Below are 24908 nucleotides of genomic sequence, written 5' to 3'. Positions count from 1 at the left end.
GGACGGCAGGAAGAAGAGCTTCGCCCCCGCCGCCCGGATCGCGCGACGCACCCGCGGTCCTTTGTGGCTCCTGAGATTGTCGAGGATGACGACATCGCCGCGCCTGAGCGTCGGGACGAGCACCGTCTCGACAGAGAGCTCGAACAGCTCGCCATTGATCGGACCATCGATGACCCACGGGGCGTCGATCCGATCGTGCCGCAGGGCGGCCAGGAAGGTCATGGTCTTCCCATGGCCGGAGGGCAACCGTCATCTTCAGCCGCTGACCGCTTCGACACCAGCCACGCAGCGGCGCCATGTTGGTCTTGGCCCAGGTCTCGTCGATGAACACCAGCCGGGTCGCGGCAATCCGGCCCTGATCCTTCTGCCAGCGGGCCCGCTTGCGAGCCACGTCAGGCCGCGCCTGCTCGGCGGCCACGCGGCTTTTTTTGAAGGTCAGCTTCTCGCCATGCACGAAGCTCCACATAGTGTGATAGTCGACCCTGAGGCCGCGCGCGGCGAGTTCCGCGACCAGGCCCCGCAAGGTGAAGTCGGCTTGAGCCATGCGCGCCCGCAACCACGTGGCATCGTTCCCCACGAGCCGCCGCGGGCGATGGCCGCCCATCGGGCCGGCGGCCGCGCTGCCGGTCGCGCGAAAGCGCTGGGACCATTTCACAACGCTCGACGGGCTGAGGCTCAGGGCTTGCGCGACATCGCGGACGCTCTCGCCCGCCTGCACCCGCGCGATCGCCCGCTCGCGCAAATCCAGAGAAGAGGGGCGTGCCATCATCCAGGCCTGCGCTTCCACAACCTTGAAGCAGAACGCCAGCCTTTCGCGAAGCCCCACCGATTCCATCAAACCTCATCGTGCTCTAGCAGTTGGCGCCAATCGAGGGGATCGTCTTCACGCTCTATGCTCTCAATACGTGATGCCGAGCTTAGCAAGTGTGGCATTATCCATGTTGCCAGTCTCGGGCAGTCTCTGAACGAGTTGAAACGCACGGATGCTATTACGCGTATCGATGCTCATCCGCCCGTCGATTGGGCCATCGTAGTAGCCCCGCGACTTCAACTCCATTTGCACTCGCATGACCATGACCTCGGGGGCTACGGGTTTGGTGGCTGTGACCGTGCTTGGCGTAGCGGCGGACAGGCCCGGGGGTAGACTTGGGGACACAGGCCGCAATGGCTCAACCGGCGTTGTGTGCGAGGGAAGAGGTGACGTCCCGTTTCCCGGGACCTGAGGTGACACTCCCGGAGAAGAAGCCGCAGGCGGTGATGTCGGGGTCGGCGGGATGTATGAGGGGGCTGAAGAGGGTCGGGGCGTTGGCGGGCTATAGGATGGCGATGAGAGGGTTGAGGGAGGTGAGGGGGAGTAGAGCGGCGACGAGTAGGTCGATCCGGAGGAGTATCCGCCGCGCGAACCCGAGTAGTGGGATCGGTGGCTTGAGTGCGAGCGGTGGCTCGAATGGCTCCTATGCCCTGCGTAAAGCTGCGGACCGTCGAGATAGTTCGGTCGCTCGAAGGTAATCGGCTGACGCCGCGACGGTGTGCCCGCTACGATGGCATCCGACACAGCGTCGGTGGTTGCGAATGACGGCGTCCAGACGGTCGCCGCAGTGGTGGCGGGCATCGCCCAGGCCAGCACCGTCCTGATCATCTCGGACCATTTCCGTGTCATGCGAACACCTTGCTCTACGGAAGGGGTTGGATACCGCGGCTGCGCCATTGAGGGCCTGCCGACCGAAAGAAGCCGCAGCAGGAGTCGATAGCTGCGCAGTTCGCGCACTCGGGCGCACTGGCGCTCTTCCAGTCTGAGATGCTCTGCCGCGCAAACGGTCGCGACCGCCCGTCCAGCAAACAGAGTTGGACGTTGTAGATCGAGGCGCGCATGCGGCGCTGAGATAGCCGTCGGACGGCCTCTCCGAGCGCGGGAGCGTAGTCCAATGGATCGATCCACAGCAGGTCGCGGTTCATCCGCGCGTAGCCCATGGGCTCAAGCCCCATGAAGGCCACGTGCTCAACAAACGGCATGTTGCGGTAGATAAATTCCGCAAACCGCTCAAGGCGCCCGACTGTGAGACGGTGCAGGACGAACCGAACCTCAATCCGGTGGCTACGTTCGGCGAGGTTGTACAAGCCGTCGATAGTTTCTGCGAAGGCGCCACCGGCCTGGACGATGTGGTCGTGGTCTCGTGCGTTGTCCGCATAGAGCGGGATGGCCCAGAGGGCGCGACCGGTCACCGAATCGAACGAGTCAACAAGGGGTGCGCTCGCGAACGTGCGCCCGTTTGTGAGAACATGAAATGTGGTGTCCGGCAGAAGAGCCGATGCCGCCTCGAGAACGAGGCGCAGTCCTTCCCCGAGCAGCGTTGGCTCACCGCCGGTGATGCCAAGGGCGGGAACGGTCGGATCAATGAGAGGCAGCAGCTCAAGCATCTCAGCCACGCGCCAGCTAGCGTCTTCGTCCCGAGGCGGTTGGCTGCACATAAGGCAGCGGCTGTTGCAGGCTTCGGTCGCGAATAGCGTGTTCGCGTTGGCGCCCCGGCGGTAGAGCACGTTGACCTGTCCCGATGGGTGAACACGGATCGCATCTCCCGCACCAACAACAGCCGGGTTTGACAGGGAATGGAGCCGCGGTAGCGGCGATACGTCGGAATTACCCTCTTCAAGGATTACGGGAACCCCAATACCCTGCAGCGCGTCCCGATCCACATCACTCCGGCTGCGCAAATCAACCATGACTCGGTCCAGGGGCACGTGCGAGCCAAGCGCCTCTTCGAGCCGGAGCACCTTGAACAGCCTCGGGCTTGTGATCCCGTCGGTGGACCCGCGGGTGTGAAGTGGTGGGGCCATGATACTCAGCGCTCTGCCGGTGCCGGGCCATCCACCCAGCGACGGAATACCTCTGTGGCGGTTTGATCGTGCGCCAAGCGCTCAAACAAAATTCGAAATAGGCCCATATGCCTCTTGCAGTGCTCGCTCTCGGCCCGATGCCCGACCGGGTCACCATGTCGGGACAAGGAGCCGGCCGGATCGGGTCCGCAGTACGGGACGAACACGCAATCGGAGCACCCCGGCTGCGCTTCGGAGAGCCCGGCAGCTGCCAGCAACTGCATAGTGGGCGAGCGCATAAGCTCATCGTATGGCTGCTCAACGGAGCCGAGGCGAAGACTATCTTCGCCCATCTCGCGCAGCATCCGGCCCTCATCGGATGCGTAGACGCTGCCGTCATAATTATAGACGAGGGTGCCGAACCCGCTGCCGACCGGCGAGCGTAGATCCATGTAGGTCGTCGGGAACGGTGTCAGGATGCTGCTGAGTAGGATAGAGGCGTAGGTCTCTTCAATGTCGATTCCGCGAGCGTTTAGGGCGATGATGTAGTCGAGTGCTCGTTCATAGAACGCGAGAAACTCATCTGTCCCATAGCCGAGGCGGCGTTCCGACCGGCGAGCGAACCCGAAGGGGCTCAATGGACGCAGAAATACCGAGCGGAATCCGAGCCTCACATACTCGTCAACGATCGCCTCGGGGACTGAGAGGCTGCGACGAGTGAGAGTTGTGAGCGCCGAGATCTGATCCGAGCCGATCGCCTCGCGCACCCGTTCGATACCGCCAAGGGTGAGCGCGTGCGCGTCTTGTCCAGGCAGCGGCCGGTTAGCATTGTGGAGGCTGGCCGGCCCATCCAGTGACGTTGAGACTTGAAAGTCGTGCGCCTTCAGGAACGCAAGGACGTCATCCGTGAGGTGGTGGAGCGTAGTGGCAATAGCGTAGGTGATCCGCCGGCCCTCAGTGCGATTACGCGCCTCAATTTTTTCGACCACCCGACGAATGACCGGGAAGGCAAGGAGTGGCTCTCCGCCTTGGAATTCGACGGTCAGTACGCGTGGTGGGCTCTCGAAAAGCCGATCGACAGCGTGATCGGCTACAGCTGACGACATAACGAACGCGTCCGATGCATGACTCCGGCGCGACACTTGGCAGTACGGGCAACTATGGTCACATCCCAGTGTCACCACGAAGATGTGGAGCGAGGGCCCGCCCCGGAGGAATGATTTCCTGGACCGAAGCTTGGCCGCGAGGAGGCGCACCGCTGTGGACGGGTCTCCAGCATACACGATATGGCTGGACTCGAGGTTGCGCAGCGTCTCGCCCGTGAGCGGAGCTCCACGTGCTAGGGCTGCAAACTCCGTGCTATTCAGGAATTCGTGGTCGCCGGCCTCGGAGGTGACTAGCACCCAGTCGGCCGACAGCCTCGCGAACCGATATGGGAGGGCAGCATAGTCGACCGGAGCGAAGGCCGCTGCTGGTTGAAACGCTGGTCTCACGTTCGCCCCGTACCGGCGACCTCGGCGAAGGCCGTTCGCCAAATCAGCGTGCGAAGCTCCTGCGTCTGCCGCTCCACATCGACGCGTATTGCGAAATCGATTAACGCAGTCTGAAGCCGTTCGCAAACCGCCTCGGCGGACACCCCGGAATGGGCCCGCACATCAACAAGCAGCCGACCGGGCGGCAGATCCCGGAGGGAAACCACGGCCTGGTCCGCAAGCCAGTAGCTCGCGCGCAGGACGGCCTCAAGCGGATAGACCGATAGATCTATCTCAAAGCTCGCCCCCGAATTCATGCCCTGAGTATTGTCGCTGCCCATTACAAGCTAATAAACGGTCTTCGCTCCCGTCTGGCAAGCGGTCAAACTCTGAAAGCGGCTTTTTGTTCAGGGTTACCATAGGGTAGGTGGCGTGCCGGACGCCCTGTGGTGGGGTACCAAAGTGGATTCACGCTGCTCTTCAATGGCGAAAAGCAAACTTCCACTGCAGGCCGGCAGCCACTATGAATCCTCCTAACCGCTGCAGGATGGCGGTAGGTCAAGAAACAGCACGAACGCGGGCCTGACCCGCAAGGGGGCAGAAATGAGCGATACCACGTACGAGCAGCGACCGTTCGGCGACGCGGTCTTTGCAGAAAACCCGGAGAATCGGTGTGCCGTCCTGCTCCTCTTAGACAATTCAATGTCTATGAGGGGGCGTCCGATTGAGGAGCTCAATGCCGGCCTGCGGGCCTTCCGCGACGAGCTGTTCGCCGACAGCCTAGCGGCTAAACGCGTGGAGGTGGGAATTGTAACATTCGGCCCTGTGAAAGTCGAAGCGGATTTCACTGGAATCCAACACTTTTATCCGCCGACGCTTGCCGTGGCTGGCGACACTCCTATGGGCGCGGCAATCGAGCAGGGACTTGATCTCCTGCGCCGCCGCAAGGATGCCTACCGGGCCAATGGCGTTTCATATTATCGGCCATGGGTGTTCCTGATCACTGACGGCGGGCCAACTGACTCCATCGCCCGGGCCGCGGAGCTCGTGCGAGAAGGCGAGGCGAGCAAGGCTTTCATGTTTTACGCCGTCGGTGTCGAAGGCGCCAACGTCGACGCGCTGCGGCAGGTGAGCGTACGCGAGCCGCTGAAGCTGAAGGGCCTCCAATTTCGTGAGCTGTTCCAGTGGCTATCCGCATCGCTGTCCTCCGTGTCCCGGTCGCAGCCGGGCGAGGCTGTGCCGCTGGAGAACCCCGTCGCGCCGAATGGATGGGCAACCGCCGGATGATGCCTTACCACTGGAGCTGGATCGGAGCTTGCTCCATAGGCACTTCGCATCTGAGGGCCGGTGTTGGATGCGATGATGCAGGCGCCTGCGTGGAGACGCATGGCCCTAGAGGATCGGTCCTCATTGCGGTTGTCTCGGATGGGGCCGGCAGCGCGGCTCATGGCAGCATCGGCGCGAGAATCGTCGTGCAGAATTTCTGTCGACGAGCGTCTGCTCACTTCGCACGACCTGATGGCAGGACGATCAGCGACGAACTCGTTAGAGAGTGGCTCGACGACATTCGTGACCGCATCGGCGACCGAGCCGAGCGTGTAGGAGCATCGCGTCGTGACTTTGCGGCAACCCTCGTGGGGTGTGTTGTCGACTCTGACGGTGCAACGATCGTTCACGTCGGCGACGGAGCCTGTGTGCTGAGGCTTGCCGGGGTGGGAGTGTGGGAGGTTCCGAGCTGGCCCACTCAAGGCGAGTATGCCGCCACTACCTTCTTCGTCACTGATGATCCGGAGCCCCGTATTACCGTGCGTCGAGTGTCAGGGCGCATCGAAGAAGTCGCGCTACTCACGGACGGAGTGGAGCGACTCGCGCTCGATTTCGCATCCTCGACGGCCTTCGCCCCGTTTTTTGAGTCCATGTTCCGGGCCCTTCGCAAGTCTTCCCCCGGCCGGCAGCGGCGCCTGTCTGCGGACCTTAGGGCTTTTCTGGACGGATCTGCCGTTACCGAGCGAACCGACGACGACAAGACCCTGATTCTAGCAAGGCTTGCAGAAGGCCCATGACGAGCGGCGTATTCCAGACGCCCCTCGGCCGGACCGTTCAGCTAACCACCCTTCTTGGGCAGGGTGGCGAGGGCGCAGTGTACGAAGTGCGGGGAAGCACAGATCTCGCGGCGAAGATCTATCTTCCTGGTCTCGCCGCAGACCGGCGCGATAAGATCGGTGCTATGGTGCAGGCCGGCTGGCACGAGGGCGCCTCTTTCGTTGCCTTCCCGGTCGAGGCGCTGTTCGCGAGGGATGGCACCTTCGCGGGGTTCACGATGCGTCGGGTGGGCGGGCACAAGCCGATCCATCAGCTCTACTCACCAACAAATCGCAAGACAACTTTTCCGAAGGCTACATTCCCGTTTTTAGTGCGCAGCGCGTCGAACGTAGCGCGGGCAGTGGCTAGCGTGCATGCAACAGGCTGCGTCATTGGCGACGTGAACCACTCCGGTATCTTGGTGTCAGATGATGCCACTGTCACCCTGATCGACAGCGACTCCTTTCAGGTTGTGCACCGAGATCGGACGTTCCCGTGCAAAGTCGGCGTACCAGACTTCACTCCACCGGAGTTGCAGGGCAAGCCGCTCGACCAAGTGACGCGCCAGGCTAACCACGACGCGTTCGGCCTCGCCGTCCTCGTGTTCAACCTACTGATGATGGGGCGCCACCCGTATGCTGGGCGTTACCAAGGACTAGGCGATATGCCTATGGAACGGGCCATCGCTGAGCTCCGCTTCGCCTACTCGGCGCGTAGGCGAGTTACACTCATGGAGCCGCCACCGCATGTCCCAACGCTGATGGATCTGCCGCCGCAAATCGCTGATGCCTTCGAGCGCGCATTTGGGGCCATCGGGGCGAGCGGCAGCCGCCCGACCGCCGCCGAGTGGATGACGCTGCTCGATGCAGCGGAAGCTACGCTTGTGCGCTGCTCAGCGAACGCGGCACACCATCACTTCCGCGCAGCGACGTCGTGCCCCTGGTGTCGCATGGAGCAGGCCTACCCTGGGTTTACGGCCTTTGTGCCAATAGTCCCACAGTCGGCCACCGGCCGGCCGTTCGATGTGGGCCAGCTGATCGCGGCAGTCAACGCTGTCCCCGACCCGGGACCCGCACCGGATTTGGCTTCGCTCATGCGGCAGGCGACGCAGGCAATGCCTGCACAATACTCACAACCCCTGCGATCGGAGCGCCTAAAGACAATCGGGAAGGCTGCGGGCTGCGCGTTCCTGGGCGCAGCGCTGTTGTTCGCGGATGGGCCTGGGCCCCTCCTGGGGCTTGGCCTTCTCGGAGTTGCACTATATCTCGCATCTGTCCTTCCGACCGCTCTCGCGTCAACAGGCCGGGCCCTCACGCGGGCCCGGGATGCGTGGGCCACTGTGGCGGCGCATTGGCACCAAGCCGCTGGCAATACTGCCTTTAGCAAGATCCGCCGTGACGCCCAGTCGCTTGTCGAAACCATCCGGAAGCTTCCGGCCGAGGAGGCCAGGCGACTGGCGGCACTCGACGGTATGCGCTTGGAACTGCAGAAGCGGCAATACCTGGAGCGGTACTCCATCGATCGGGCCACGATCCCCGGGATCGGACCCTCCCGCAAGATCACACTCAAGTCCTACGGCATTGAGACCGCAGCAGACGTCGATCGGCGCCGCATCGAATCTATCCATGGTTTCGGTCCGAGGAGGGCGCGCTCTATCGTGAACTGGCGAGAGGGCTTGGAGCGCTCGTTCGTGTTCGACCCATCGATCCCGGTCAGCCCTGCCGATACCGCAGCGGTGCGGTCGGATATCGCTCGCGTGCGCCTCGATGCAGAGGCGCGATTGCAGCAAACGCTTACGTATCTGCGCAAGGCCGAGGCCGATGCAAGAGCGCTCAGAGCGGCGCCGGGTCAGCCCGTAGCGGCAGCATGGAGTGCGTTGAAACAGGCGGAGGCCGAACAGCGAAGCGCCGCGGGAATCGGACGTGGTGGCGGGATCGTCGGCGTTGTAGCGGCTGCGGTCGCCGGACTGGCTGTCGGTTCCGCCTTTGCAACCGGCGGGACGCCGCACCTGCCGACCTCTCGACCGGTCGTTCACCACGAAATTCCTGCTGTCCCGAGCCGACCCGTGGACGTTGCACTTACTCCGTCCGCTGACGCCGGGGAATCTGCTTCGTCACAGGCCTCGTCTGCTGAGGTCTCGCCCGCAGCACAACAGATAACTTCGCCATCAGCCGAGCAAAGCTCACCTCCGGCGTTCGACGCATTAGCGCCAACGACTGCCGCAGAGCCGGCAACAGTCGCGCCGCTTCCTGCTCCAATCGAGATACGTCCTGCCGCCGAAACGCCAGAGGTCAGCGCCGCACCGCCGCCTTTGCTTGATCTACTCTCTCAGGCCGACGCATCTCGTGTCCAAGATCGCCTGAAGCACCTGGGTTATCTCAACGGACTTGCAGATGGCGTATGGGGACCCCGCTCGCGCGCCGCGCTTCAGGCCTTCCGCAAGGTTCATGGGTTTGGCTTGGACGACCGCTGGGACCGCCCGACGCAGATGGTCTTGCTCTCCGATGCGGCACGGCCCGCGGGATCACCGGCTTTGCCGCTGCTTGGAACGCCAGAGCCTTCTGAGTCCGTGTTTCCGCCGCCACTGGGTGCGACCCGAAACCCGCTTAATCCGACCGATGCTCTATGGATCCAATCCCGTCTGCGGGACCTCGACTACTACTCACTCGACGGGGAGGGAGTCTGGGGAGCAGCCTCCCGTGAGGCGCTCCGGGATTTCCGGGCGATGAATAACATCAGTTCGCCAGACGAGTGGGATGCGGCCACCGAGCAGGCATTGATAAACCCGTCAGCCATTTCAGCCTCGCAAACTTTCGTCGGGCGCTGGGCGGGACAGCCTTCTCAGTGCGGGCCGACGCTGGCTGACGCTCCTGTGGTCATTAGTTCGACACGCGCCGAGGCGAATGGTGGTCTATGTGAGTTTCAGGATGTGCAGGCTGAAGCGAATGGATGGCGTGTTCGCGCACTCTGCACTGCTGCAGGGCGGTCGTGGACCGCAAACGTACGCCTCTACCTCTCCGGACAATCCCTCACCTGGAGCAGCGAGCGAGGTACGACCGTCTATTGGCGTTGCACACGTTCAGGACATTGAGGATACAGCGAAGTACATCGCGCATTGTTGAATTGCGTCCCGAGAATTTTGAAAATCAGGAGATTGCAGACGGTGGAGAGTCCGCCCGTTACTGGTCTTTAGGCGAAAGGCCGACCAGTAACAACAAGCCTAGTTTGTTCCATTCTGGCCTTGCAAACAGCGGGACATATGGCTCACTGAGCTGTTCGGCTGGTCGCCGTTCGGCACGATGCGCCACGGCAAGCCGGATTCCGCATGCCTGAAGCCGCTCGCAGAGGTGAAGCCGATCGCCTATCCGAAGCCCGACGGGGTGCTGACCTTCGACAAGCTCTCGTCGGTGTTCCTGTCGAACACCAACCACGCGGAGGATCAGCCCGTTCACCTCAAGGTGACGGACCTGGCGCTGCAGAAGCGCTCGGAGCACGACGTCTATGGCGGGCCGTCGCAGCGCTATTGTCCGGCCGGCGTCTACGAGTGGATCGAGGAGGGCGGGAGCGTGCGCTTCCAGATCAACGCCCAGAACTGCGTCCACTGCAAGACCTGCGATATCAAGGACCCCAACCAGAACATCACCTGGGTCGCCCCCGAAGGCGGCGGCGGACCGAACTACGTGAGCATGTGAGGTGGGCCGGCTCGAGGCACATTCGTAATTGGGGGCTCCCGTGACGTTCGCTGGCCGACTCTGAAAGGCTGAGAGATGAAGGGTCTTGCCCGACGAGAAAGGGAATCGCCACCAAGCGCCACGGCATCCATGTACTGATGCTAACGTGGATGATCATGGCTCGATCCCCATCACTGCAAGAAAGCCGGGGTCCTGCCGCTGGAGTTCGTTGAGATCTGGAACAAGAACTCTGGCGCCTGCATCTCGACTTATGTCATCCTCGGCACTCGCGGTTCGCGCATGCTGGCACCATGGATCTTAGCGCCAACCGACCCATCTCCCGCCGCAGCATGCCGCTCCGGTCATTCGGCTGCCTCGGCAAGTTCCCTGGCGAGTTCGAGGGCTCTTAGCTCCGCAAGATCGATCCTCTTGAACAGCGGCGCCTGGAGCGCGATCCGGAGATCGATCTCTACCCCGGACAGCGCGCGCAGAATTGCAAGCCCCATGACGCGTGACAGGCGCGGCGGGAATGCGTTGGCGATTTGTCGGAACTGCCAGCGCCTCGACCCGGCAAAGAGCCAGTTGTCCGGGAAGTCCTGAAGCCGCGCCAGCATCGGCATAGTGAGGTATGGCTCGCCCTCGAAGTCTGGTCCCGGCGCCTCGCGCGCCACCCAGCGGGGATTGATCCCAAGCCTGGTCCACGACTCGCGCGATTTCGGCTGCGCGAGGTCCATGCCCATCTTCTTGGCGCTGCCGCCGATCAGGGTCGGCGCGACGCGGTTCGCCTTGGCGACCCACCTGTCGAGGCCTTTCCAGCCACGGGCTCCCATCAGGTCCCTCAGCAGGGTTCCCACCGGCATCGGCGCCATCTCGGGTGGGAGCGGCCAGCGGAACCGATGCATCAGGCCGGGTTGCATCGCGACCAGGATGGCGCGGCGGCGGTTCTGCCCCAGGCCGAAGCTCGGCCCGTCGATCACGCGCCACTCGGCGTCGTAGCCGAGGCTCTCGAGCGCCGAAAGGACCGAGAGCCGCCGCAGAATGTGCGTGACATGCGTGATCCCCACGACGTTCTCGATCATCACAGCCCTCGGGCGGACGGTCTCGATGATCTGGAGCGTGCGGTCGAAGAGATCGCGCTCGTCTTCTGCGCCGCGGCGGTGCCCCGCCTGCGAGTAGGGCTGGCAGGGCAGGCCACCCGCGATCAGATCGACGCCCTTGAACTGGGAGACATCAAGCGTGTTCAGGTCGGCTTCGATGATCGGCCACGATGGACGATTGGTCCGCAGCGTCTCGACCGCCTCCGGGTTGTTCTCGACGATGCCGGCGTGCCAGAACCCGGCCGCGTGCAGGCCGATCGCCTGGCCGCCCGCACCGGCACAGAGCTCGAGCACGGTGTATTGGAACGCAGAAGAGGGGCGGGAGGCGGCACTCCGCGGCTTGCAGTCGAGCGGCGCGACCCCCTTCGGAATGGGGCGTCGGCGACCCTCCAGCTCCGGGATCTCCTGGCCGAGGGCCCAAACGAGGTCCTTGTGAAAGATCTCCTCCATCCAGAGCGGATGGGTTTCCGGCCAGGACCAGTCCTCATCAAGGCACAGCTTTCGATCTGCGATCAGGCGCAGGGTGCTGTAGACCTGCCCCCAAGAGCGTCCGTCGTTTGGCCTTGCGGTGAACAGGTCCGCCGGGGCAGCCGCAGCAAGGCGATCCGCAAGCCGGCGCGCATCGGCTGCCAGCGCGTCGACCCGCGCCACCGTTTCGGGCGAGCGGTCTTCCGGGACGGTCTCGTTGTAGAGAGCCGCATAGGCGTTCGCCAAGCCGGCAAGATCCTGAAGGAGCCGCTCGATGAAGTTGCGCGCCCGGGTTCGCACCGCCCGCTGGAGTTCCTTGATGGGACTGCGGTCCGGCTTGCCGCGCTCCTCACCGGCGAGCACGTCCTGCCGCAGCGCACGGAGGCTGGCCCGCGACAGGGTTCGCCCGGAGCGCAGCATGCTCAAGGCCTCGGTGCGTACGGCCTCAGGCTGCTTCAGCAACTGGAACAGGACCGGGACCTCGACGGCGCTCTCCTGGAGCATCTCACGCTCCGGACCGAGCACTTCGGTGAGCTTCAAGTAGCTCTGTGCTTCCGTTCGCGGGATACGGCACTCTTGCTCGATGAACGCGAGCACCTGAGCGCTCGGGAGTCTCTCCGCGAAGGCACGGCATTGGTCCGCGAACTCGAACGCCTGAGCGACCGCCCGACGCCGCAGCTCAAGAGACCGGTCACGAACCGTTTTCAGGTTCTCGAGCAGCGCGCGCTCTTCCGCAGCGGCCTCGTCGACGGGCATGCCATCCGGAGACTTCTTGGTCCGCCGGGTTTTTCTGGTAGCGCGCAGCGTGCTTGTCGCTATCTGCGCGTGGACGTCAGAATCGATTGCCTCCGAGATCGCGTTCTCGGACTCGACGCGTGAAATGCTGTCGTGAAAAAGGGATGCGGATTCGCTCATGGCCTGGGCTCCGGAAACTGGTCGCGGGCACCCATGCCAGGGCGGCTGTGCAATTCCCGTGAGGGAGATGGATAAAATTCGAGCGATCCACCCTCCGGCGAGCAGGGGATGTGCGGGCGATGTCTCAATGGCCCAGGACATCGGGCGCACGGAATCTCTCTCCCCTGAGACGGTCGTCTATTGTCTGGAGCGTCTGTTGGTTGCCGCTGTCCACGGCAGCTTACTCTTTCCACCAGCTCTGCGTTCTCTGAGCACCGCAGCGATGCTGGGCAGAAATTGACGTTTGTGCTTCAGCTCGTTCTGCGAAGGCCGGATTCAACTACGTTAGATCACTCAACCGACTACCGTATGGGATCGAGAAACTTCGCCCAATTCTGCCGAGCCACGAAAGAACGGCGCGATCCAGCGCCGCTCTTCCAGCGGGCGCGTGTTCTTGCCCCAGGTGTAGCCTCGCACGAGATGCTTCCGGCGCTTGGGTCCGGCGGCACCGGGATCGGTGTGTCCTGGAGTCTCATCCAGAGGCACCCTGATGATGGTGTGGGAATAATCGCGGAAGCGCTTCGGCAGGCCCGCGCTCTTCTTCCGGTCGACGCGTTCGGTGACTGCTTGTCCCGTCGCGAGCGTCACGAGAAACTTCTTGAGCGCATAGACGGCCTCTCCGCATTTGCGCTTGACGTGAAAGCGCTCGGGATAAGCCAAGGGCTCGGCCACGGTCAGCAGGATTTCGACTCCGTTCAAAGCGAACGTATGCTTCGGTTCCGCCAGATCGATTTCGATGCGCGGCTCGAACACGGACAGCCAGGGACCACGAGGCCCCAGGTCGGCGCCGTGGAACATGCGCACTTCGATCCTGGTGCCATGCTCGATACAAAGGTAGAAGTGCCGCTTGTCCGGCTCACTCTCGAACGGGTCTTCGATCCACGTGACGGGATGGGGAAGGTGGAAGAGCCCCGCCTGCATCATCTCGAGCGCCGTCTCCCGAACCGCACCGACGAAGTCGTGATCGTTGTCCGTCCGCGAGTCGAAGATGAACTTCTCCGCGCGTGCCATCTGAGGCGCCAACGCGATGGTGCTCGAATGGGCGCGACGGAAGGAATGGGGGCCGGTTAGGTCACACCAGACGATTGCCTTGTTCGTCAGGTGGTCGAGAACCTTGGGGAGCAGGAGTTTCATTGTGGGCTCGCGAAGAATGAGACGTGTGGCCCGCTGGCCGTGCACGCTGCGTGAGTGCGATGGATTGAATTTGAACTAATTGATCTGCCGCAGCCCCGGGATCCCGGACGGCTCGAGCCATCCGGGAATGTTCTCGCGGCGTCAGCGTCTGACCTGGAAGCCTGCTTCTTCCAGGGCCTGCACGGCTGCGGCGGCCCGGGGTGCGAAGGCGCGCCAGACGAACGACCACGGCGTTGAGAAACCGCCTTCGGGGCTGTCGAACACGCCGTCGAACCTGAACGCGCCGTCGATGCCGTAGACCCCGGCCGCACGCTCGTCCGGGTCGTGTCCGGCGTGCCGGCACAGATCGCGGGCCAGCACCTCGATGGCTCCAGGATCACTCGTGGGGAGCGCCTCGTCAGTGGTTGCGGAACTGGCAGCCTCGGAGGCCATGTCCGGCCTGCTCCGCCCGCCTGCCATGCCCTTCACAAACGACACGCCGAGCTCCTTCGCCCTGATCCGCATCGTCTGCGGCGCGACCCCGGCAATCTCGGCCGCCAAGGTGATCGGCAGGTCGAGGCTGGCGAGCAAGCGGACACCGTCGGGCGTCAGCCTCTGTGCACATGTCCCGGGCGCTTCGTCGTCCATGATGACCTTGCCGCCCGCCGCCCCGATCGCGCGGATCAGGTCGGCTTCGTGGCAGCCGCATGCCTGTGCCGCGCATGAGGCCGGCACCCGGGCCGTCGTGATCGCATCAATCAGAGACGGAGTGATCTGGTGCGCGTCATCCCCGGACATGATCGAGGTGCGAGCAACCGCAGCCTCGAGCAGGTAGGTCAGGTAAGCGTCTGCCGGGGCGGACCTGCGTGCGACGTCGTCGGGGAGCGAAGCCTCCCAATGTTTGCGCACGGTCTCGTAGGAGAGCTTCGTGCTGCGTGCGACTTCGGCGCGCGACGGCAGGAAGCCACGCTCCTTCAGGCTGGCCGCGATGGCATCCGCGACCGTCTTGGCGGCGGAAGCCGTCCGTGGGTCAGCCTCTCCGGGTTCCAAATCCGGGCGCTCAGCGTCAGGAGGCGCTGACGCATCGTCAGCGATCATCTCTTCTGGAGCGCATTCATCGTCGGTCGGGACAGCCAACTCCACCACGCTGGCCGGCTCCGTCGTGCGGGGCTGATACCCGGCCCGGATGAGGGCAGCGCGGACGGTTGAGACACTCAGGTCGAGCAACGTGGCGATCTGCCGGCACGAGAGCTGCGCCTGGTCCGCAGCCTCGAGAAGCTGCCGCGGAATAGGCGGGGAGTGCATGCCGCCGGACAGGAGATGCAAATCCCGGTGACGACGGTAATCGGCAGCGAGCTCATTGAGCCGGAAAACCGGTTCGGTCTTGGAGTGCCAAGGAGCGGGACGAAGAGGTGGTGTAGGCATGGTGCAATCCTCGATCTGGTGGCCGCGACCAGCACTACTCTCGATCGAGCCGAGAGCTGCTGCCCTGTTCGCGACATCTGGAAAGAGCCTGACCCGGGTTTCGGGCCGGCTCAATCCCCAAATCCATCGCCGAGGTTGGGATATGTGCGTATGGTGCCTGGAAAATTTAGCGTTGACACGCTCTCGACTTGTGCATTTGTGTGCGCGCGCATCCTCCACGAGTGCAGTTCACACGGTCGCAGTCGCGCGGTGCGCCTCTGCTGGGCTACCTCGAGCGTGCCCCGCATTGAATCCGGGAGAGATCTTTGCATGGTCCGCCGTTCTCTCGTTGGTCCAGTACGAGTGTCGTGACAGCCGCAGCAGAGCCGGGACGACCGTGAGCGCCATTCTTGAGCAAAGGAAGCCCAGGTCTGAGAAGGTCATGCGCTCCACTTGTAAGCCGGAAGTCCTGCCTTGGAACCTGTTCGAGAAGTCGTAGCTCATTTTCTGTGCCGACAAAATTTCTGCGCCTGCGCAGCGCGCACAGAATGCGATCGCCGAGAAGCGCCTACACCGACGATGTCGTAGCCGCCCCAGCCAGATGAACTCTCTCAAGAGCTTCCAATCCCGTTTTCGGCGTCTCCGTCATGGTCGTTACCGGGTCTGATGACTGACGCATGGGTGAGTGTTGCTGGCACTGTAGTACACGGCGAAAATCAGGATAGGACTCGTCGTCGTGCGAGCGAGCCAGGTGGCATTCACGACTTTGGAACTTGGGGTGGAGCCGGCTTCAAGGATCTGCACCAGCGGGGCCAGAGAATGATTCTGCTTCGACTGTGAGACCGCAGGAGTGACCGTAGAGGATATGTCCCGGGTTGGTGCCGCGGGCCAGCACTATCGCGGTTCTGTCTATTTGGTGAGTGCACCCGAGCTACAATGAACCTTTCGCTAACGGCAAAGGGTGGCGCTCGCGCTTCCTGACAGGCAAGCCCTTCTGATCGATCAGTCCCCGGCATGCGTACGGAAGCGTTTACCATCGCAGCACAAGCGGCGGTTTTTCTGCTGAAGTTGGCCATCTGCCCCCGGATTTCCTTTCGGCCATGCCGCACCATCTGATCAGGAGGTGCGATCATGATGTGGTTAGACAGTCACGCGGAGGATTACCGCCTGAAAGTACAGGCAACGCTGGACAGGCTCTCGTCACTCGGCGTGGATTATGACCGAGATGACGCAGAGCTGAGAGCGGCAACGCAGGATGACGGCAGCGCCTTGCAATACACTGCGAAACGGGGGGTTGAGGCTTTCAACGCATTGCAGACGGGACAGCTACGTGTCCCGGACGCGATGCTCTCCAAGATCGTCTGGCACGCGGTGCTCGGCCGCTTCGTCCTGGGTATCCCCTGTGACCCAACGGCTGCTGTTCTTTCGCCCGATCTTGTCAGCGTCCTCAGCGACACTCGCATTTCCAACGAAATCCGCACGCGAGGTCGGCTCGAGGCGAGATCTCGCACTCTTACTTACCTGGATCTTCCGGATCGGGCGTTGAGGGTCGCAAATGAACTCCAGGTGCGTGCCCTCTTCATTGGCAGCGCTCCTGGGAAAGCGGACGAGTTCTCAATCCACTACACGGCGATCCTGACACCGCCCGGCCGGAGCAACTGGCGGCGCGTCGCGTGGAGCGAAGACCGAGCCGTAATCCTGACCGATGACTACGAGCAGCTCGAACTGGCAACAGCGGCGACACATGATTGGAATCTTGGAAACAGGCTCGTCGAACCGCTCGAGGACCTCGTCGGGCGGGCAGGGCTCGTGCTCCGCGAGGTTCTCGAGGACCTCGAAACGTTCAGCCTTCTGGCCCTGAGCTACATCGGCACACATGAGGAGGACGAAGCGGCCGAGCCCTGGCCCCTCGTGCCGCATTTGCCGCTCGAACATCCCTGGCGCCGTGGGCGGAATGCACGCCAGGTCGCGAAGAAGTTCTCCTTCCTCAAGGCACAGCGAGTCGGCATGGTAGCTGGTCGTCTGGGACGGCTGAATAGCTAGGGTGGCGGTTTTGGATGCAGGCTTCGACGCCGCACGGAAGTGCGCGGGCGCTTTCGCTTGCAGCCACACGGCCCGTGCCGGAGTCTGCGCCACCTGCAATGGATTGCGCCGCACATGCGCGGTCCTCGCGATGGCATCCTGAGCACCGAGCTGATCCGGTTCAGTGCCGACAACGACGTGTGGCAGGGGAGGCGGCCGCATAGCCGGCCCGTTCTCCCGACGTCCCACGAGCACGTGTCAAACCTGCGAGCGTCCAGCACAACGAAGATCAATGCTTCTGGAGGGCAACCAGCAGCTTGCTTCGGCCAATGAACAGCGCCAGCCTTGAATGGATCCGAATGGAGGACCGAATGCCTTTCCAGCCGTTTCTGGACCTTTCCACCGCGCACCTCACCGATCGGGATGTTGAACTGCTCCGGAGCCTTGCGGGCAATGATCCCGGCATCATGGAGAATGAATATGGATGGGTCGTCTCGACCGCGTCGTTGATCTCGGAAGATTTTCGAGAGATGAAACTCGAGAACCTGCGTGCGGATGGTTTCTCGGAGCTGTTCATCACGCTCGCGCTGTACGCGGGCGTGAACGGTGCCTGGCTCATGCGCTTTGATGTCGACGCGGACCTCGAGCCGGGTCTGCCTGTGGGCGGCGGCGGACAGGATGAGGATCAGGGCGAACTGTTTGCAGAAGGGCCGATCATGGGCAGCGAGGATCCCTGCCAACATCGATTCTGTGCGCCTCCGTTCACCCCGGAGGAGATCAGGCTGCTGCTGCAACCCCCTAAGCCATCGACGCGGTATCTGGTGTGCGAGGCATGGGGCCACGTCTTCCACGAACTCTACGGCCGGGAGACGGTGCGCTGGGTCGCGGAACGACATCCCCGTCGCATGATCGCCATGCAAATGCTTGACAGGACCGGAACCTGGTTCGATCTGCCTCACGAGCAATGGGACGAGGTCGCCAACCGCCTCAACCGGATTGGCATTTTCGTCGAACCCGAGCCCTGGAAGGAGGTCATCCAGTCGAACGAGACGCCGGAGTGGACCTGTGAGAGCACACCTGTTGATGTTGCACGCACAACGTCAACGATCGGTCCTGTTGGAATCGGGCACGGGCTGACGCAGCGGCGGCATACGGCCTGAACTCCAGCGCGTGGGATTTCACCGAGCCGCGCCGATAAGGCGTCCTGGATAACGGGACGCCAATCCGGCTGATATCTGGCCAGCGGCCGACGCCCGCCTTGGACTTGGAGGCGATGCGCCCGTCTCGTATGCGCAGGCGATCCGCCGGCCGCCGGGAACGCCCCAGGCCAGAACTGCCGCATCCACCGCTTCGCCGGGAGCCCTGCGGGCAGGGGCCCGCTGTAGTCCTCGATCCACGCCCTTCAATCAGTCCGCAGATCGTTGGCCTGGGAGGCCCGGAGCGGTGCAGGATCGGTCGCGACGATAAGGGCTGCATCGGTCGGCCCCGGACCGCGATCCCATGTTGGGCCAAACACAGTCTGGTCGCTGAGTTGAACTCGAAACAGACGGCGTCGGCATGGAAAATTCCGCGATGTATGAACGGCGCCCGCTTGCTCGATGACGGGACCCGGCAGAGTTCAGCGTGCTCAAACAAGAGCCGTTGAAGAGGGGACCCTCTGAAGCCGCCGTGGTGCCGTGAATCCGCGAGGCCCTCGAGCCGCGTCAGGCAAGGGGGCCGGAAACGAGCGCGATCACATCAATCGCGCTTCACCCTCACTTGGTCGTCACCAGGGGCAAGCGAGCCGATGAGGTGGACGCCCTGGATGATGCTGGCCGCTGCGCCGTCGAGGAGTTCAAGGTACTCGCAAACACGCTGGGTCACTCCCGATGGGAGAGCCGTAGAGGCTTGCAACTGCACCATCACCTCACCGAAGGACATTGAAGCGCGATGGACACGCCCTGGGTACTGTTGTCCTTCATCCACGCTGTTGGGAGTTTGCTGCCCAGGGTCAAACCCAATCAGTTGACGCTTGGGAAAGACAAGAACTTGGGCTTCGATCGGGTCAATCACTGTTGCGGCGCATGGTTGAGCAGACAGCGACTCCTGCGCGGCAACACAGTTGCTGCCCAGCCCGGGACGTCATCGGCCTCTACGAGATCCCAGCCCTCACGGTCCCACAGGGCGCCGTCGTTCGCGTGGACGAGACTGTCCTCGACATCGGCCATCTCTTCCGGAAGGGCTCCCTCCCAGTCAGCGCAAGAGTGTTCCCGGACGTGCAAGGCCGCGAGACGCCAGAGGTGTCGGTCGAAGACCCAGCGCGTGTCGGTGTCTCCCCGCGCTTCCGAGAAGATGTGCCCCCACCCATCGCAGACCACGAAGCGACGCCGGATCATCGCCCGGGCATGGCGAGCCGCCGCGACCTCCCGCTCCTTGCGAGCCACGTACTCCTCGAGGACCCGGATGGTTTCTGACAGCTCCGCGCAGGGGCCGGGCAGATCGTCAGCCGGTATGTCCAGCCGCAGATGGCGGGCGATGAGCTCGCTGACGCGCTTCCAGCCGATTGCTTGTTCGCGGTCGTTCATGGTCTCTCCCTCCGAGTGTTCTGATACCAGTGTCGGCTCCGGAGCAGCGGGGTGTCGCCGATGCTCAGTCAGGCGCCCGGTCTCGAGTTCCCCGCACCGTCTTCGGTTCCGTCGGGCGGATCCCAACGCTGCCCATTTCCGTCCCCAGCGCTCAACGATCAGCTTCGACAGGGGCACACGTGAAGCTGCCCGCGTAATTTCCCCAGCGCTCAACCAGATCGGCGTCTTCGGGGGCAAATTCGATGACCTCTGGAACCCAGTAGGCGAGGTAGACGTGATCTCCAGCCGCATTGCGGGAAACGCGCTCCAGCTTCAGTGCAGCTCCGATGCTTACGCCGAGGTTAGAGGCCCCCTCGGATACGTCGGCTCCTCTTGCACACACGCGCCTGGAGTTCCGCTCGAGGAGGACGACCTCGGTCTGCGGGTCGACGCGGAAGTCGAGATCGAAATCGTTGTTGGCGCGCCTGGCTTCGCGGGTAAGCGTATCGATGATCTCTTCACGGATGCGCTTCCGGCCACAGGTATTCCACTCCTCCTCCGAGATCTCGGCGTCGATCACCTCCCGCGCCGTGCAGGACAGGCGATCCCAGAGCACGTTCAACCGGTCACCGTCTGAGATGGAGACGTCAGCCCGGACCTGAGAGGCGATCTTCCTGATATGCGTGAGGGCGGCGTCGTCCAGCATCTCCCAGCGATACGGGTCTGACAGCCATTGCAAGCGCTTCTGCCTCAGAAGCGCATTCCAATGCATCCGCGTGTAGCCGACCTGCACCTCAACCCTGAGAGGCCCCACCCAGAGTGCGAACGTAGGCACGTTCCCAACGCCTTCGCTCTGAACGAACGGATCGCACCGCAAGAAATCCTGAAGGAAGCTGTCGACAATGGTCTCGATATTCGCGCCCTGCATCTCGCGAAAGTCATCGATGGCGCAGTGCAAGTCGAAAGACATGTTCGGCTTCAGTTCCACCTCTGCTCTCCTGCCATAAACCGCCCACCGGCTCGCGCCTGCGGGATCACACTACAAGGGTTCAGCGGAAGCTCAGCACTGGCAAGAGAATTCATTTTGTATTGACGAGTGCCTCATTCCCACAGAGGGGGTCGCCCACGGTCTTGGACAGACAGTCGAAAATCAATGAAACGCGAATCTCGATCTTCGAAACGGCTGCTCGGACATTTGCAACGGATGTGCGCAATTCGTCTCACCTTGCTTCGATGCACACGCGCGTCGCCAGAGATTGAAATCCATGTGTATGGCATCGGGATGGGCTCGCGACCCACGATCGCGCCCGAGGCCGTCCGGTACTGAATCGCATTTCCAGATATTTGCAACGCTTATGCGCAACTTGTTTTGATGTGAGATGACGTGCCGACACGTTGCAACACTGTGCCAGCAACCGGATTCCCTGTGCCGAAGGTCGAGCTTTGCCCGGGAGGGATGAAGAAGGCTTCGTGCTGGCCATCGACGAGCCACTGTGTCGTGCCGCCCGCATTAAACCTCACTCAGTGAGTACGTCACCCGAGATGTCCGATCACTCGGTGAAAGTGGAAGTAATGGGAGCGCCGGCCCGCTGGGCAGGAGGATTCCGCAGACGTCCCGCGCTTGCGCTCATCTCCCCGGCCAAGGCGGAATGAGCGCAAGGCTAAGACGCCTCCGCGCTTTCTCGCGGTCGTAGCCCTTGCGCTCGAGTCGATCGAGGACAGTGTCGAAGACTCTCTGGAGGAAGTCTTCGACGAACCTTCTGTAGTGTGGATCGTGGGGCAGCTTACACTTGTCTCGATCCTTTCGGAGCCGGAACGCGGCCTGCCGGATGACCCGGAACACCTCGCGCTGGACGTCGTCGCTCTCGGGCGCACGGGCCTCCCTCAGGCGCGCGCGGTAGTCCGCCTGCCGCTGCCGATGGGCGGCTGCCTTGGCATTTGATCTCTGAGCCATTTTATACTCTGGTCCCGTCACTTGGTGATGCCGAGCATGGCGTTGCAGTGCGCAAGACACACGATTCAGCAGTTGCCAAAGGGGAGTTGCACCTGGGACCGGGAATCCCTGTGAGCTATGCGGCTGTGATGTCCGGAGCACCATCGACGAGCTGGGTCGCCCTGGGAGGGCTGACAGAGAGCTGAAGAGGCGGCCTCCACAACGCCTCACTTACCCTCGACCGAGCACAGGAGCCGCAAAACCTTGATGCGATCGACAGACCCAATGATGGTGTCGAGAGTCGGATAGCCCCAAGACAACAGGCGGACTTCGTTCATAATTCACCGGAAGCCACCGAGCTTCGGCTGCGAGTATACGCACGGACGCCTACCCTTAGTCTTAGGCCCATGCCTCGCCCCTCGGATGTCGCCAGCATCGGCCTCAAGCCCGTTGTCACCTCCTTGTTCTTCGCTCTGTGTCGGGAGAGTTGTTCTGTGCCTCCCCAGAGAGGTGAGTGGGGTCGCGGCCCCGCCTTATCGCCAGGCTGTCCTCAGCCTGATCGCCTCGCAACCCAACCCGGGGTCCCGACTAGGCTGCTCGAACTGCATCTTCTCCCGATCAAGGACGTGCTGCGGTAGGACCAGCACGGTCCGGCCCGCATGGCCGTTCCGAGTAACCCTACCCCGGGCCTGTCCAGGACCTCGGCCAGTCTCGGATCGAGAAGCCCAGCGCCTGGCGGCGTTCCCGGAAGCACGCGCTGTGGTTGGCCGTCATACGGCTCCGGCGCGGCGTCCGGAACCGAAGAGCGCCTGCGCCTCTGACACGAGCAGCCTCTCGTATTCGACCTGATCTCCGTCCTCTACGGCAAAGGCGGCACTGCGCATCGAGAGATTGAACTGCCCGTCGCAACATGCCCAGTCCGTGATTCCGTTAGTGGTGAACGCCTCGCCCGGGGCAATGAGGTCGTAGTTGTCGACGTATTCCGCCGCGTCGTTTTTCGCCATCTCGACGATGAAGGCCTCCTTGGCGTCCGCGTACGCCGTTTCGTCAGTGCGAAGGAGATCACGCACGTCTTCGGCAATCGCGTCCTCCATCAGCGTCTCGAGCCTTTGCCGGCGATACCGAAGCAGCCAGTCGGCGAGTCCCGCGTCTGCGTCGTGATCCATCCTCAGATCAAAGGACGTCACCGCGACCACCGCGATGTCGCGACGGCGGAGTTCCTCGATCAGCGCCATGTCGCTTGCCTGCCGGATGTCCATGTCCCAACCCCCTTCTGATGTGCCGGGATGCCCCTCGGCGCGATGATTGACGTCGCCTCTCCTCACGAGCGCCGCCCCTCGGCTCTCCGGTGAAAGAGCGGAGGCGCATGGCCCCCGCCAGTTGATCAGGCTGGCTCGGCAGCCTCTGCTCGCAGGATCTCGAGCGCCGCGGTGACGGCTTGGATCACAAGAGCGCTCTCGTCCTCGTCAATCTCCTCGAGCGGGACACCCTCGGCAGTGGCGGCCGGGACGTAGGATTCAATCGCCCACTCGGGCGTCCAAGTGCCGTAGGTGCCCGGCCCGTTACCGTCCTCGTTATCGAGGATGCCGTCGATGACATGAATCGCGAGCTCTTCGCCCGCGACAGTCCGGAAGTTGATGCTGTCCGGGATCAGTGGGGCGATGCGGTCGATGCTGGTGTTGAGTCTCATGGCTCGGTTCCCTTCGTGCTGGGCCGGGATGCCGCCCGGTTGGTGAGTGGCATCGCCCCTCGTCGAGAGAGCCCCGCGGCTCCCTGGAGAAGGGGCGGGGGCCACGCGCCCCCGCTGCCATGGGCTCAGGCCGCCTCAGCCGTCTTCATGAGGACCACGTAGTCGCCCTCGTGCCGCCCCCAGCGCATCACCCGGTCCTCGTCCCCCGCGAGCCACTCAACACCAGCCGGGATGGACCAGGCGGTCATCTCCGCATGGCGGCCACCGCAGCCGACTTCGTCGAGGCCATGGATGTTCGGGTCGAGAGACCGCAGGCTGCGCGCGGCGTCTTCCACATCGACGCCCTGGGCCTGGATCGTGTCGTTGCCGGGGGCGATGAGCACGATCTCGCGGTCCTCCGTTTCATTCTGGAGCTGCTCATCACAGCACGCGATCTCGCTGGCGATGGCCTCCTCGAGCGCCGCGATGAGTTCGTCGGTGATCTCCTCGCGGGCCTCGCAATCCCAGATCGCCTCGGAGATCCTGGCGCCGATGGCGTCCTTGGCGGCCTCCGAGAGGCGCTGCCAGATTTCGTCATGATGATCCCGCGGATGGACGCCATCGTCGTCCTCGACCTCTTCCCGGACCCTGTCGACCTCTGCCGCGATCTCCTCCGGGAGCTCGTAGTTGCCGCGCGGGTTGTCGATCCAGTCCCCGCGGTTGTTGGTGACGACATCAGCCCACGCTTCGGCCGTGTACCCGATGTCGCGCAGCGTGAAGTCGTGCACGTCGATGCTGAACTCGACCACAGTCTTCAGCGTAGGATCATAGCCGTCGCCGGAGGCTCCGATGAAGGGGGCGCAGTTGTCGACCTCCTTCAGGAGGATTTCGATGACCGCGCTGGCGTCGATTGCCTCCAGCGTGTCGATCGCATCGACGATGTCGCAAATGTCGGCGGATGCAGTGTTCTTCAGTTCCATCTCACACACTCCCTTGCTGGCCCCTTCGGGCCTCCAAGCGCACCGGTCCTCCCGGGGATCGGCACCGCTCGGTGCGGCATCGATGATTGGAGTGTGCGGGGCTGAATACAGCACAGCAAGCGTATTCATTGCGACAGTGCGACTGTCGTAAAGATTATGTTGCATAGGGACATGTTTACAATGCCAAGCTATACAATGATGGCATGTAATAGTCAGAACAACACAAGTGACATTCTCACCGACTCGGCAATGCAGAATGCGTTGCCGAGTCATGGATCCGCTTTCTTCGCACATCCGAATTCCTGATTGCGGACCTTATGATCAGGAAATCCCTCGAGGCCCTCCGGAGGCTGCGGAAGCGCGCGCTTGTGCGCTTGGTCCCGGATCTGACAACCGGCAGGTGCCGCCAAGGAAGGAGTGCAGCACGCGACCGAGATGCCGATGCCGTTCGACGTGAACTACGAGGCGTACCCGCAGCCTCACCGGACCGGACGACATAGCGCCCGGGGCACAGCACAGACCCTGGTCCCGGCAGCAGGTCGCGAACTCCATGCATGTCGGCGCGGATTCGGTAGCCGCTGCAATCATTGGACCGCGCACGCGTCCTCTCGGCGCGTATGCTCTTTCCTACGGAAGTTCCCTACGCATAAGCGAAATCCGTAGGGGAGTGAGGCGTGATTGGGAGG

19 protein-coding genes and 3 pseudogenes are annotated in these 24908 nt (G+C 63.0%); 7 read left to right on the top strand and 15 right to left on the bottom strand.

What is annotated here, in order from left to right; genetic code table 11:
• The 5 genes and pseudogenes from BN1233_RS46030 to hxsD all read right to left on the bottom strand — a co-directional run.
• A pseudogene (locus BN1233_RS46030) lies at positions 1-766 on the bottom strand (IS630 family transposase); the annotation flags it as partial.
• A gap of 132 nt (positions 767-898) precedes the next feature.
• Positions 899-1069, bottom strand: a complete 171-nt coding sequence (locus BN1233_RS44795; RefSeq protein WP_187144322.1) for a peptidoglycan-binding protein — start codon at positions 1067-1069, stop codon at positions 899-901.
• A gap of 605 nt (positions 1070-1674) precedes the next feature.
• Positions 1675-2835: a His-Xaa-Ser system radical SAM maturase HxsC gene (hxsC, locus tag BN1233_RS18795; protein ID WP_046865149.1), complete on the bottom strand. Its 1161-nt coding sequence runs from the start codon at positions 2833-2835 to the stop codon at positions 1675-1677.
• 5 nt (positions 2836-2840) lie between these two features.
• Positions 2841-4307 carry a His-Xaa-Ser system radical SAM maturase HxsB gene (gene hxsB / locus BN1233_RS18790; RefSeq protein WP_046865148.1) on the bottom strand — a complete coding sequence of 489 codons (1467 nt, stop codon included), beginning with the start codon at positions 4305-4307 and terminating at the stop codon, positions 2841-2843.
• On the bottom strand, positions 4304-4603 hold the full coding sequence (gene hxsD, locus BN1233_RS18785; RefSeq protein ID WP_187144321.1) for a His-Xaa-Ser system protein HxsD: 300 nt from the start codon (positions 4601-4603) through the stop codon (positions 4304-4306). Before hxsD ends, hxsB begins: the two co-directional genes overlap by 4 nt.
• Before the next feature lie 286 nt (positions 4604-4889).
• On the opposite strand from hxsD, the gene BN1233_RS18780 reads away from it, so the two are divergent.
• The 5 genes and pseudogenes from BN1233_RS18780 to BN1233_RS44790 all read left to right on the top strand — a co-directional run.
• A complete protein-coding gene (locus BN1233_RS18780; RefSeq protein WP_046865146.1) occupies positions 4890-5573 on the top strand; it encodes a vWA domain-containing protein in 684 nt (227 codons plus the stop codon).
• Complete coding sequence (locus BN1233_RS18775) at positions 5555-6349, top strand: protein phosphatase 2C domain-containing protein (protein ID WP_048707429.1); 795 nt, start codon at positions 5555-5557, stop codon at positions 6347-6349. The genes BN1233_RS18780 and BN1233_RS18775 overlap by 19 nt, the downstream gene beginning before the upstream one ends.
• A complete protein-coding gene (locus BN1233_RS43085; RefSeq protein WP_048707431.1) occupies positions 6346-9459 on the top strand; it encodes a peptidoglycan-binding protein in 3114 nt (1037 codons plus the stop codon). Before BN1233_RS18775 ends, BN1233_RS43085 begins: the two co-directional genes overlap by 4 nt.
• A 184-nt stretch (positions 9460-9643) precedes the next feature.
• A pseudogene (locus BN1233_RS18765) lies at positions 9644-10060 on the top strand (4Fe-4S dicluster domain-containing protein); the annotation flags it as partial.
• A 104-nt stretch (positions 10061-10164) separates the two neighbouring features.
• Positions 10165-10339: pseudogene (locus BN1233_RS44790) on the top strand (aspartate 1-decarboxylase); the annotation flags it as partial.
• A 62-nt stretch (positions 10340-10401) separates the two neighbouring features.
• Here BN1233_RS44790 and BN1233_RS46025 read toward each other — a convergent pair.
• The 3 genes from BN1233_RS46025 to BN1233_RS18750 all read right to left on the bottom strand — a co-directional run bounded on the left by BN1233_RS46025 (position 10402) and on the right by BN1233_RS18750 (position 15096).
• The gene (locus tag BN1233_RS46025; protein WP_048707433.1) at positions 10402-12519 is read right to left on the bottom strand and encodes a DNA cytosine methyltransferase; all 2118 of its coding nucleotides are present in this window, start codon (positions 12517-12519) and stop codon (positions 10402-10404) included.
• A gap of 333 nt (positions 12520-12852) precedes the next feature.
• Positions 12853-13692 carry a hypothetical protein gene (locus tag BN1233_RS18755; RefSeq protein WP_046865144.1) on the bottom strand — a complete coding sequence of 280 codons (840 nt, stop codon included), beginning with the start codon at positions 13690-13692 and terminating at the stop codon, positions 12853-12855.
• A 141-nt stretch (positions 13693-13833) separates the two neighbouring features.
• Positions 13834-15096: an RNA polymerase sigma factor sigma-70 region 4 domain-containing protein gene (locus BN1233_RS18750; protein WP_046865143.1), complete on the bottom strand. Its 1263-nt coding sequence runs from the start codon at positions 15094-15096 to the stop codon at positions 13834-13836.
• A gap of 1110 nt (positions 15097-16206) precedes the next feature.
• Here BN1233_RS18750 and BN1233_RS18745 point away from each other — a divergent pair.
• Together BN1233_RS18745 and BN1233_RS18740 are read left to right on the top strand one after the other, a co-directional pair.
• A complete protein-coding gene (locus tag BN1233_RS18745; RefSeq protein ID WP_046865142.1) occupies positions 16207-17118 on the top strand; it encodes a hypothetical protein in 912 nt (303 codons plus the stop codon).
• A 350-nt stretch (positions 17119-17468) separates the two neighbouring features.
• Positions 17469-18257 (top strand): DUF5983 family protein, encoded by a 789-nt coding sequence (locus tag BN1233_RS18740; protein ID WP_046865141.1) that lies wholly within the window; start codon positions 17469-17471, stop codon positions 18255-18257.
• A 577-nt stretch (positions 18258-18834) separates the two neighbouring features.
• Here BN1233_RS18740 and BN1233_RS18735 read toward each other — a convergent pair.
• The 7 genes from BN1233_RS18735 to BN1233_RS18705 form a co-directional block, all read right to left on the bottom strand.
• Positions 18835-19149 (bottom strand): hypothetical protein, encoded by a 315-nt coding sequence (locus tag BN1233_RS18735; RefSeq protein ID WP_046865140.1) that lies wholly within the window; start codon positions 19147-19149, stop codon positions 18835-18837.
• The gene (locus BN1233_RS18730; protein ID WP_046865139.1) at positions 19146-19661 is read right to left on the bottom strand and encodes a hypothetical protein; all 516 of its coding nucleotides are present in this window, start codon (positions 19659-19661) and stop codon (positions 19146-19148) included. The genes BN1233_RS18735 and BN1233_RS18730 overlap by 4 nt, the downstream gene beginning before the upstream one ends.
• Before the next feature lie 151 nt (positions 19662-19812).
• Positions 19813-20628: a hypothetical protein gene (locus BN1233_RS18725; RefSeq protein ID WP_046865138.1), complete on the bottom strand. Its 816-nt coding sequence runs from the start codon at positions 20626-20628 to the stop codon at positions 19813-19815.
• A gap of 639 nt (positions 20629-21267) precedes the next feature.
• Entirely contained in the window at positions 21268-21594 is a 327-nt protein-coding gene (locus tag BN1233_RS47085) for a hypothetical protein (RefSeq protein ID WP_048707441.1), read from the bottom strand.
• A gap of 749 nt (positions 21595-22343) precedes the next feature.
• A complete protein-coding gene (locus BN1233_RS18715) occupies positions 22344-22832 on the bottom strand; it encodes a hypothetical protein (RefSeq protein ID WP_046865136.1) in 489 nt (162 codons plus the stop codon).
• 125 nt (positions 22833-22957) lie between these two features.
• Complete coding sequence (locus BN1233_RS18710; protein WP_046865135.1) at positions 22958-23263, bottom strand: hypothetical protein; 306 nt, start codon at positions 23261-23263, stop codon at positions 22958-22960.
• 125 nt (positions 23264-23388) lie between these two features.
• A complete protein-coding gene (locus BN1233_RS18705; RefSeq protein WP_046865134.1) occupies positions 23389-24222 on the bottom strand; it encodes a hypothetical protein in 834 nt (277 codons plus the stop codon).
• Between the last annotated feature and the right edge of the window lie 686 nt (positions 24223-24908).

Source organism: Microvirga massiliensis (assembly GCF_001006805.1).
Lineage (GTDB): Bacteria > Pseudomonadota > Alphaproteobacteria > Rhizobiales > Beijerinckiaceae > Microvirga > Microvirga massiliensis.
Note: the sequence above shows the minus strand (reverse complement) of the source record. Positions and strands in the feature narration are given on the sequence as shown.

Bases quoted from the DNA above. Each gene is read 5' to 3' on its own strand.
- BN1233_RS44795 (WP_187144322.1), bottom strand. From the start codon at position 1,069: ATGCGAGTGCAAATGGAGTTGAAGTCGCGGGGCTACTACGATGGCCCA.
- hxsC (WP_046865149.1), bottom strand. From the start codon at position 2,835: ATGGCCCCACCACTTCACACCCGCGGGTCCACCGACGGGATCACAAGC.
- hxsD (WP_187144321.1), bottom strand. From the start codon at position 4,603: ATGAATTCGGGGGCGAGCTTTGAGATAGATCTATCGGTCTATCCGCTT.
- BN1233_RS18780 (WP_046865146.1), top strand. From the start codon at position 4,890: ATGAGCGATACCACGTACGAGCAGCGACCGTTCGGCGACGCGGTCTTT.
- BN1233_RS18775 (WP_048707429.1), top strand. From the start codon at position 5,555: ATGGGCAACCGCCGGATGATGCCTTACCACTGGAGCTGGATCGGAGCT.
- BN1233_RS43085 (WP_048707431.1), top strand. From the start codon at position 6,346: ATGACGAGCGGCGTATTCCAGACGCCCCTCGGCCGGACCGTTCAGCTA.
- BN1233_RS46025 (WP_048707433.1), bottom strand. From the start codon at position 12,519: ATGAGCGAATCCGCATCCCTTTTTCACGACAGCATTTCACGCGTCGAG.
- BN1233_RS18755 (WP_046865144.1), bottom strand. From the start codon at position 13,692: ATGAAACTCCTGCTCCCCAAGGTTCTCGACCACCTGACGAACAAGGCA.
- BN1233_RS18750 (WP_046865143.1), bottom strand. From the start codon at position 15,096: ATGCCTACACCACCTCTTCGTCCCGCTCCTTGGCACTCCAAGACCGAA.
- BN1233_RS18745 (WP_046865142.1), top strand. From the start codon at position 16,207: ATGATGTGGTTAGACAGTCACGCGGAGGATTACCGCCTGAAAGTACAG.
- BN1233_RS18740 (WP_046865141.1), top strand. From the start codon at position 17,469: ATGCCTTTCCAGCCGTTTCTGGACCTTTCCACCGCGCACCTCACCGAT.
- BN1233_RS18730 (WP_046865139.1), bottom strand. From the start codon at position 19,661: ATGAACGACCGCGAACAAGCAATCGGCTGGAAGCGCGTCAGCGAGCTC.
- BN1233_RS47085 (WP_048707441.1), bottom strand. From the start codon at position 21,594: ATGGCTCAGAGATCAAATGCCAAGGCAGCCGCCCATCGGCAGCGGCAG.
- BN1233_RS18715 (WP_046865136.1), bottom strand. From the start codon at position 22,832: ATGGACATCCGGCAGGCAAGCGACATGGCGCTGATCGAGGAACTCCGC.
- BN1233_RS18710 (WP_046865135.1), bottom strand. From the start codon at position 23,263: ATGAGACTCAACACCAGCATCGACCGCATCGCCCCACTGATCCCGGAC.
- BN1233_RS18705 (WP_046865134.1), bottom strand. From the start codon at position 24,222: ATGGAACTGAAGAACACTGCATCCGCCGACATTTGCGACATCGTCGAT.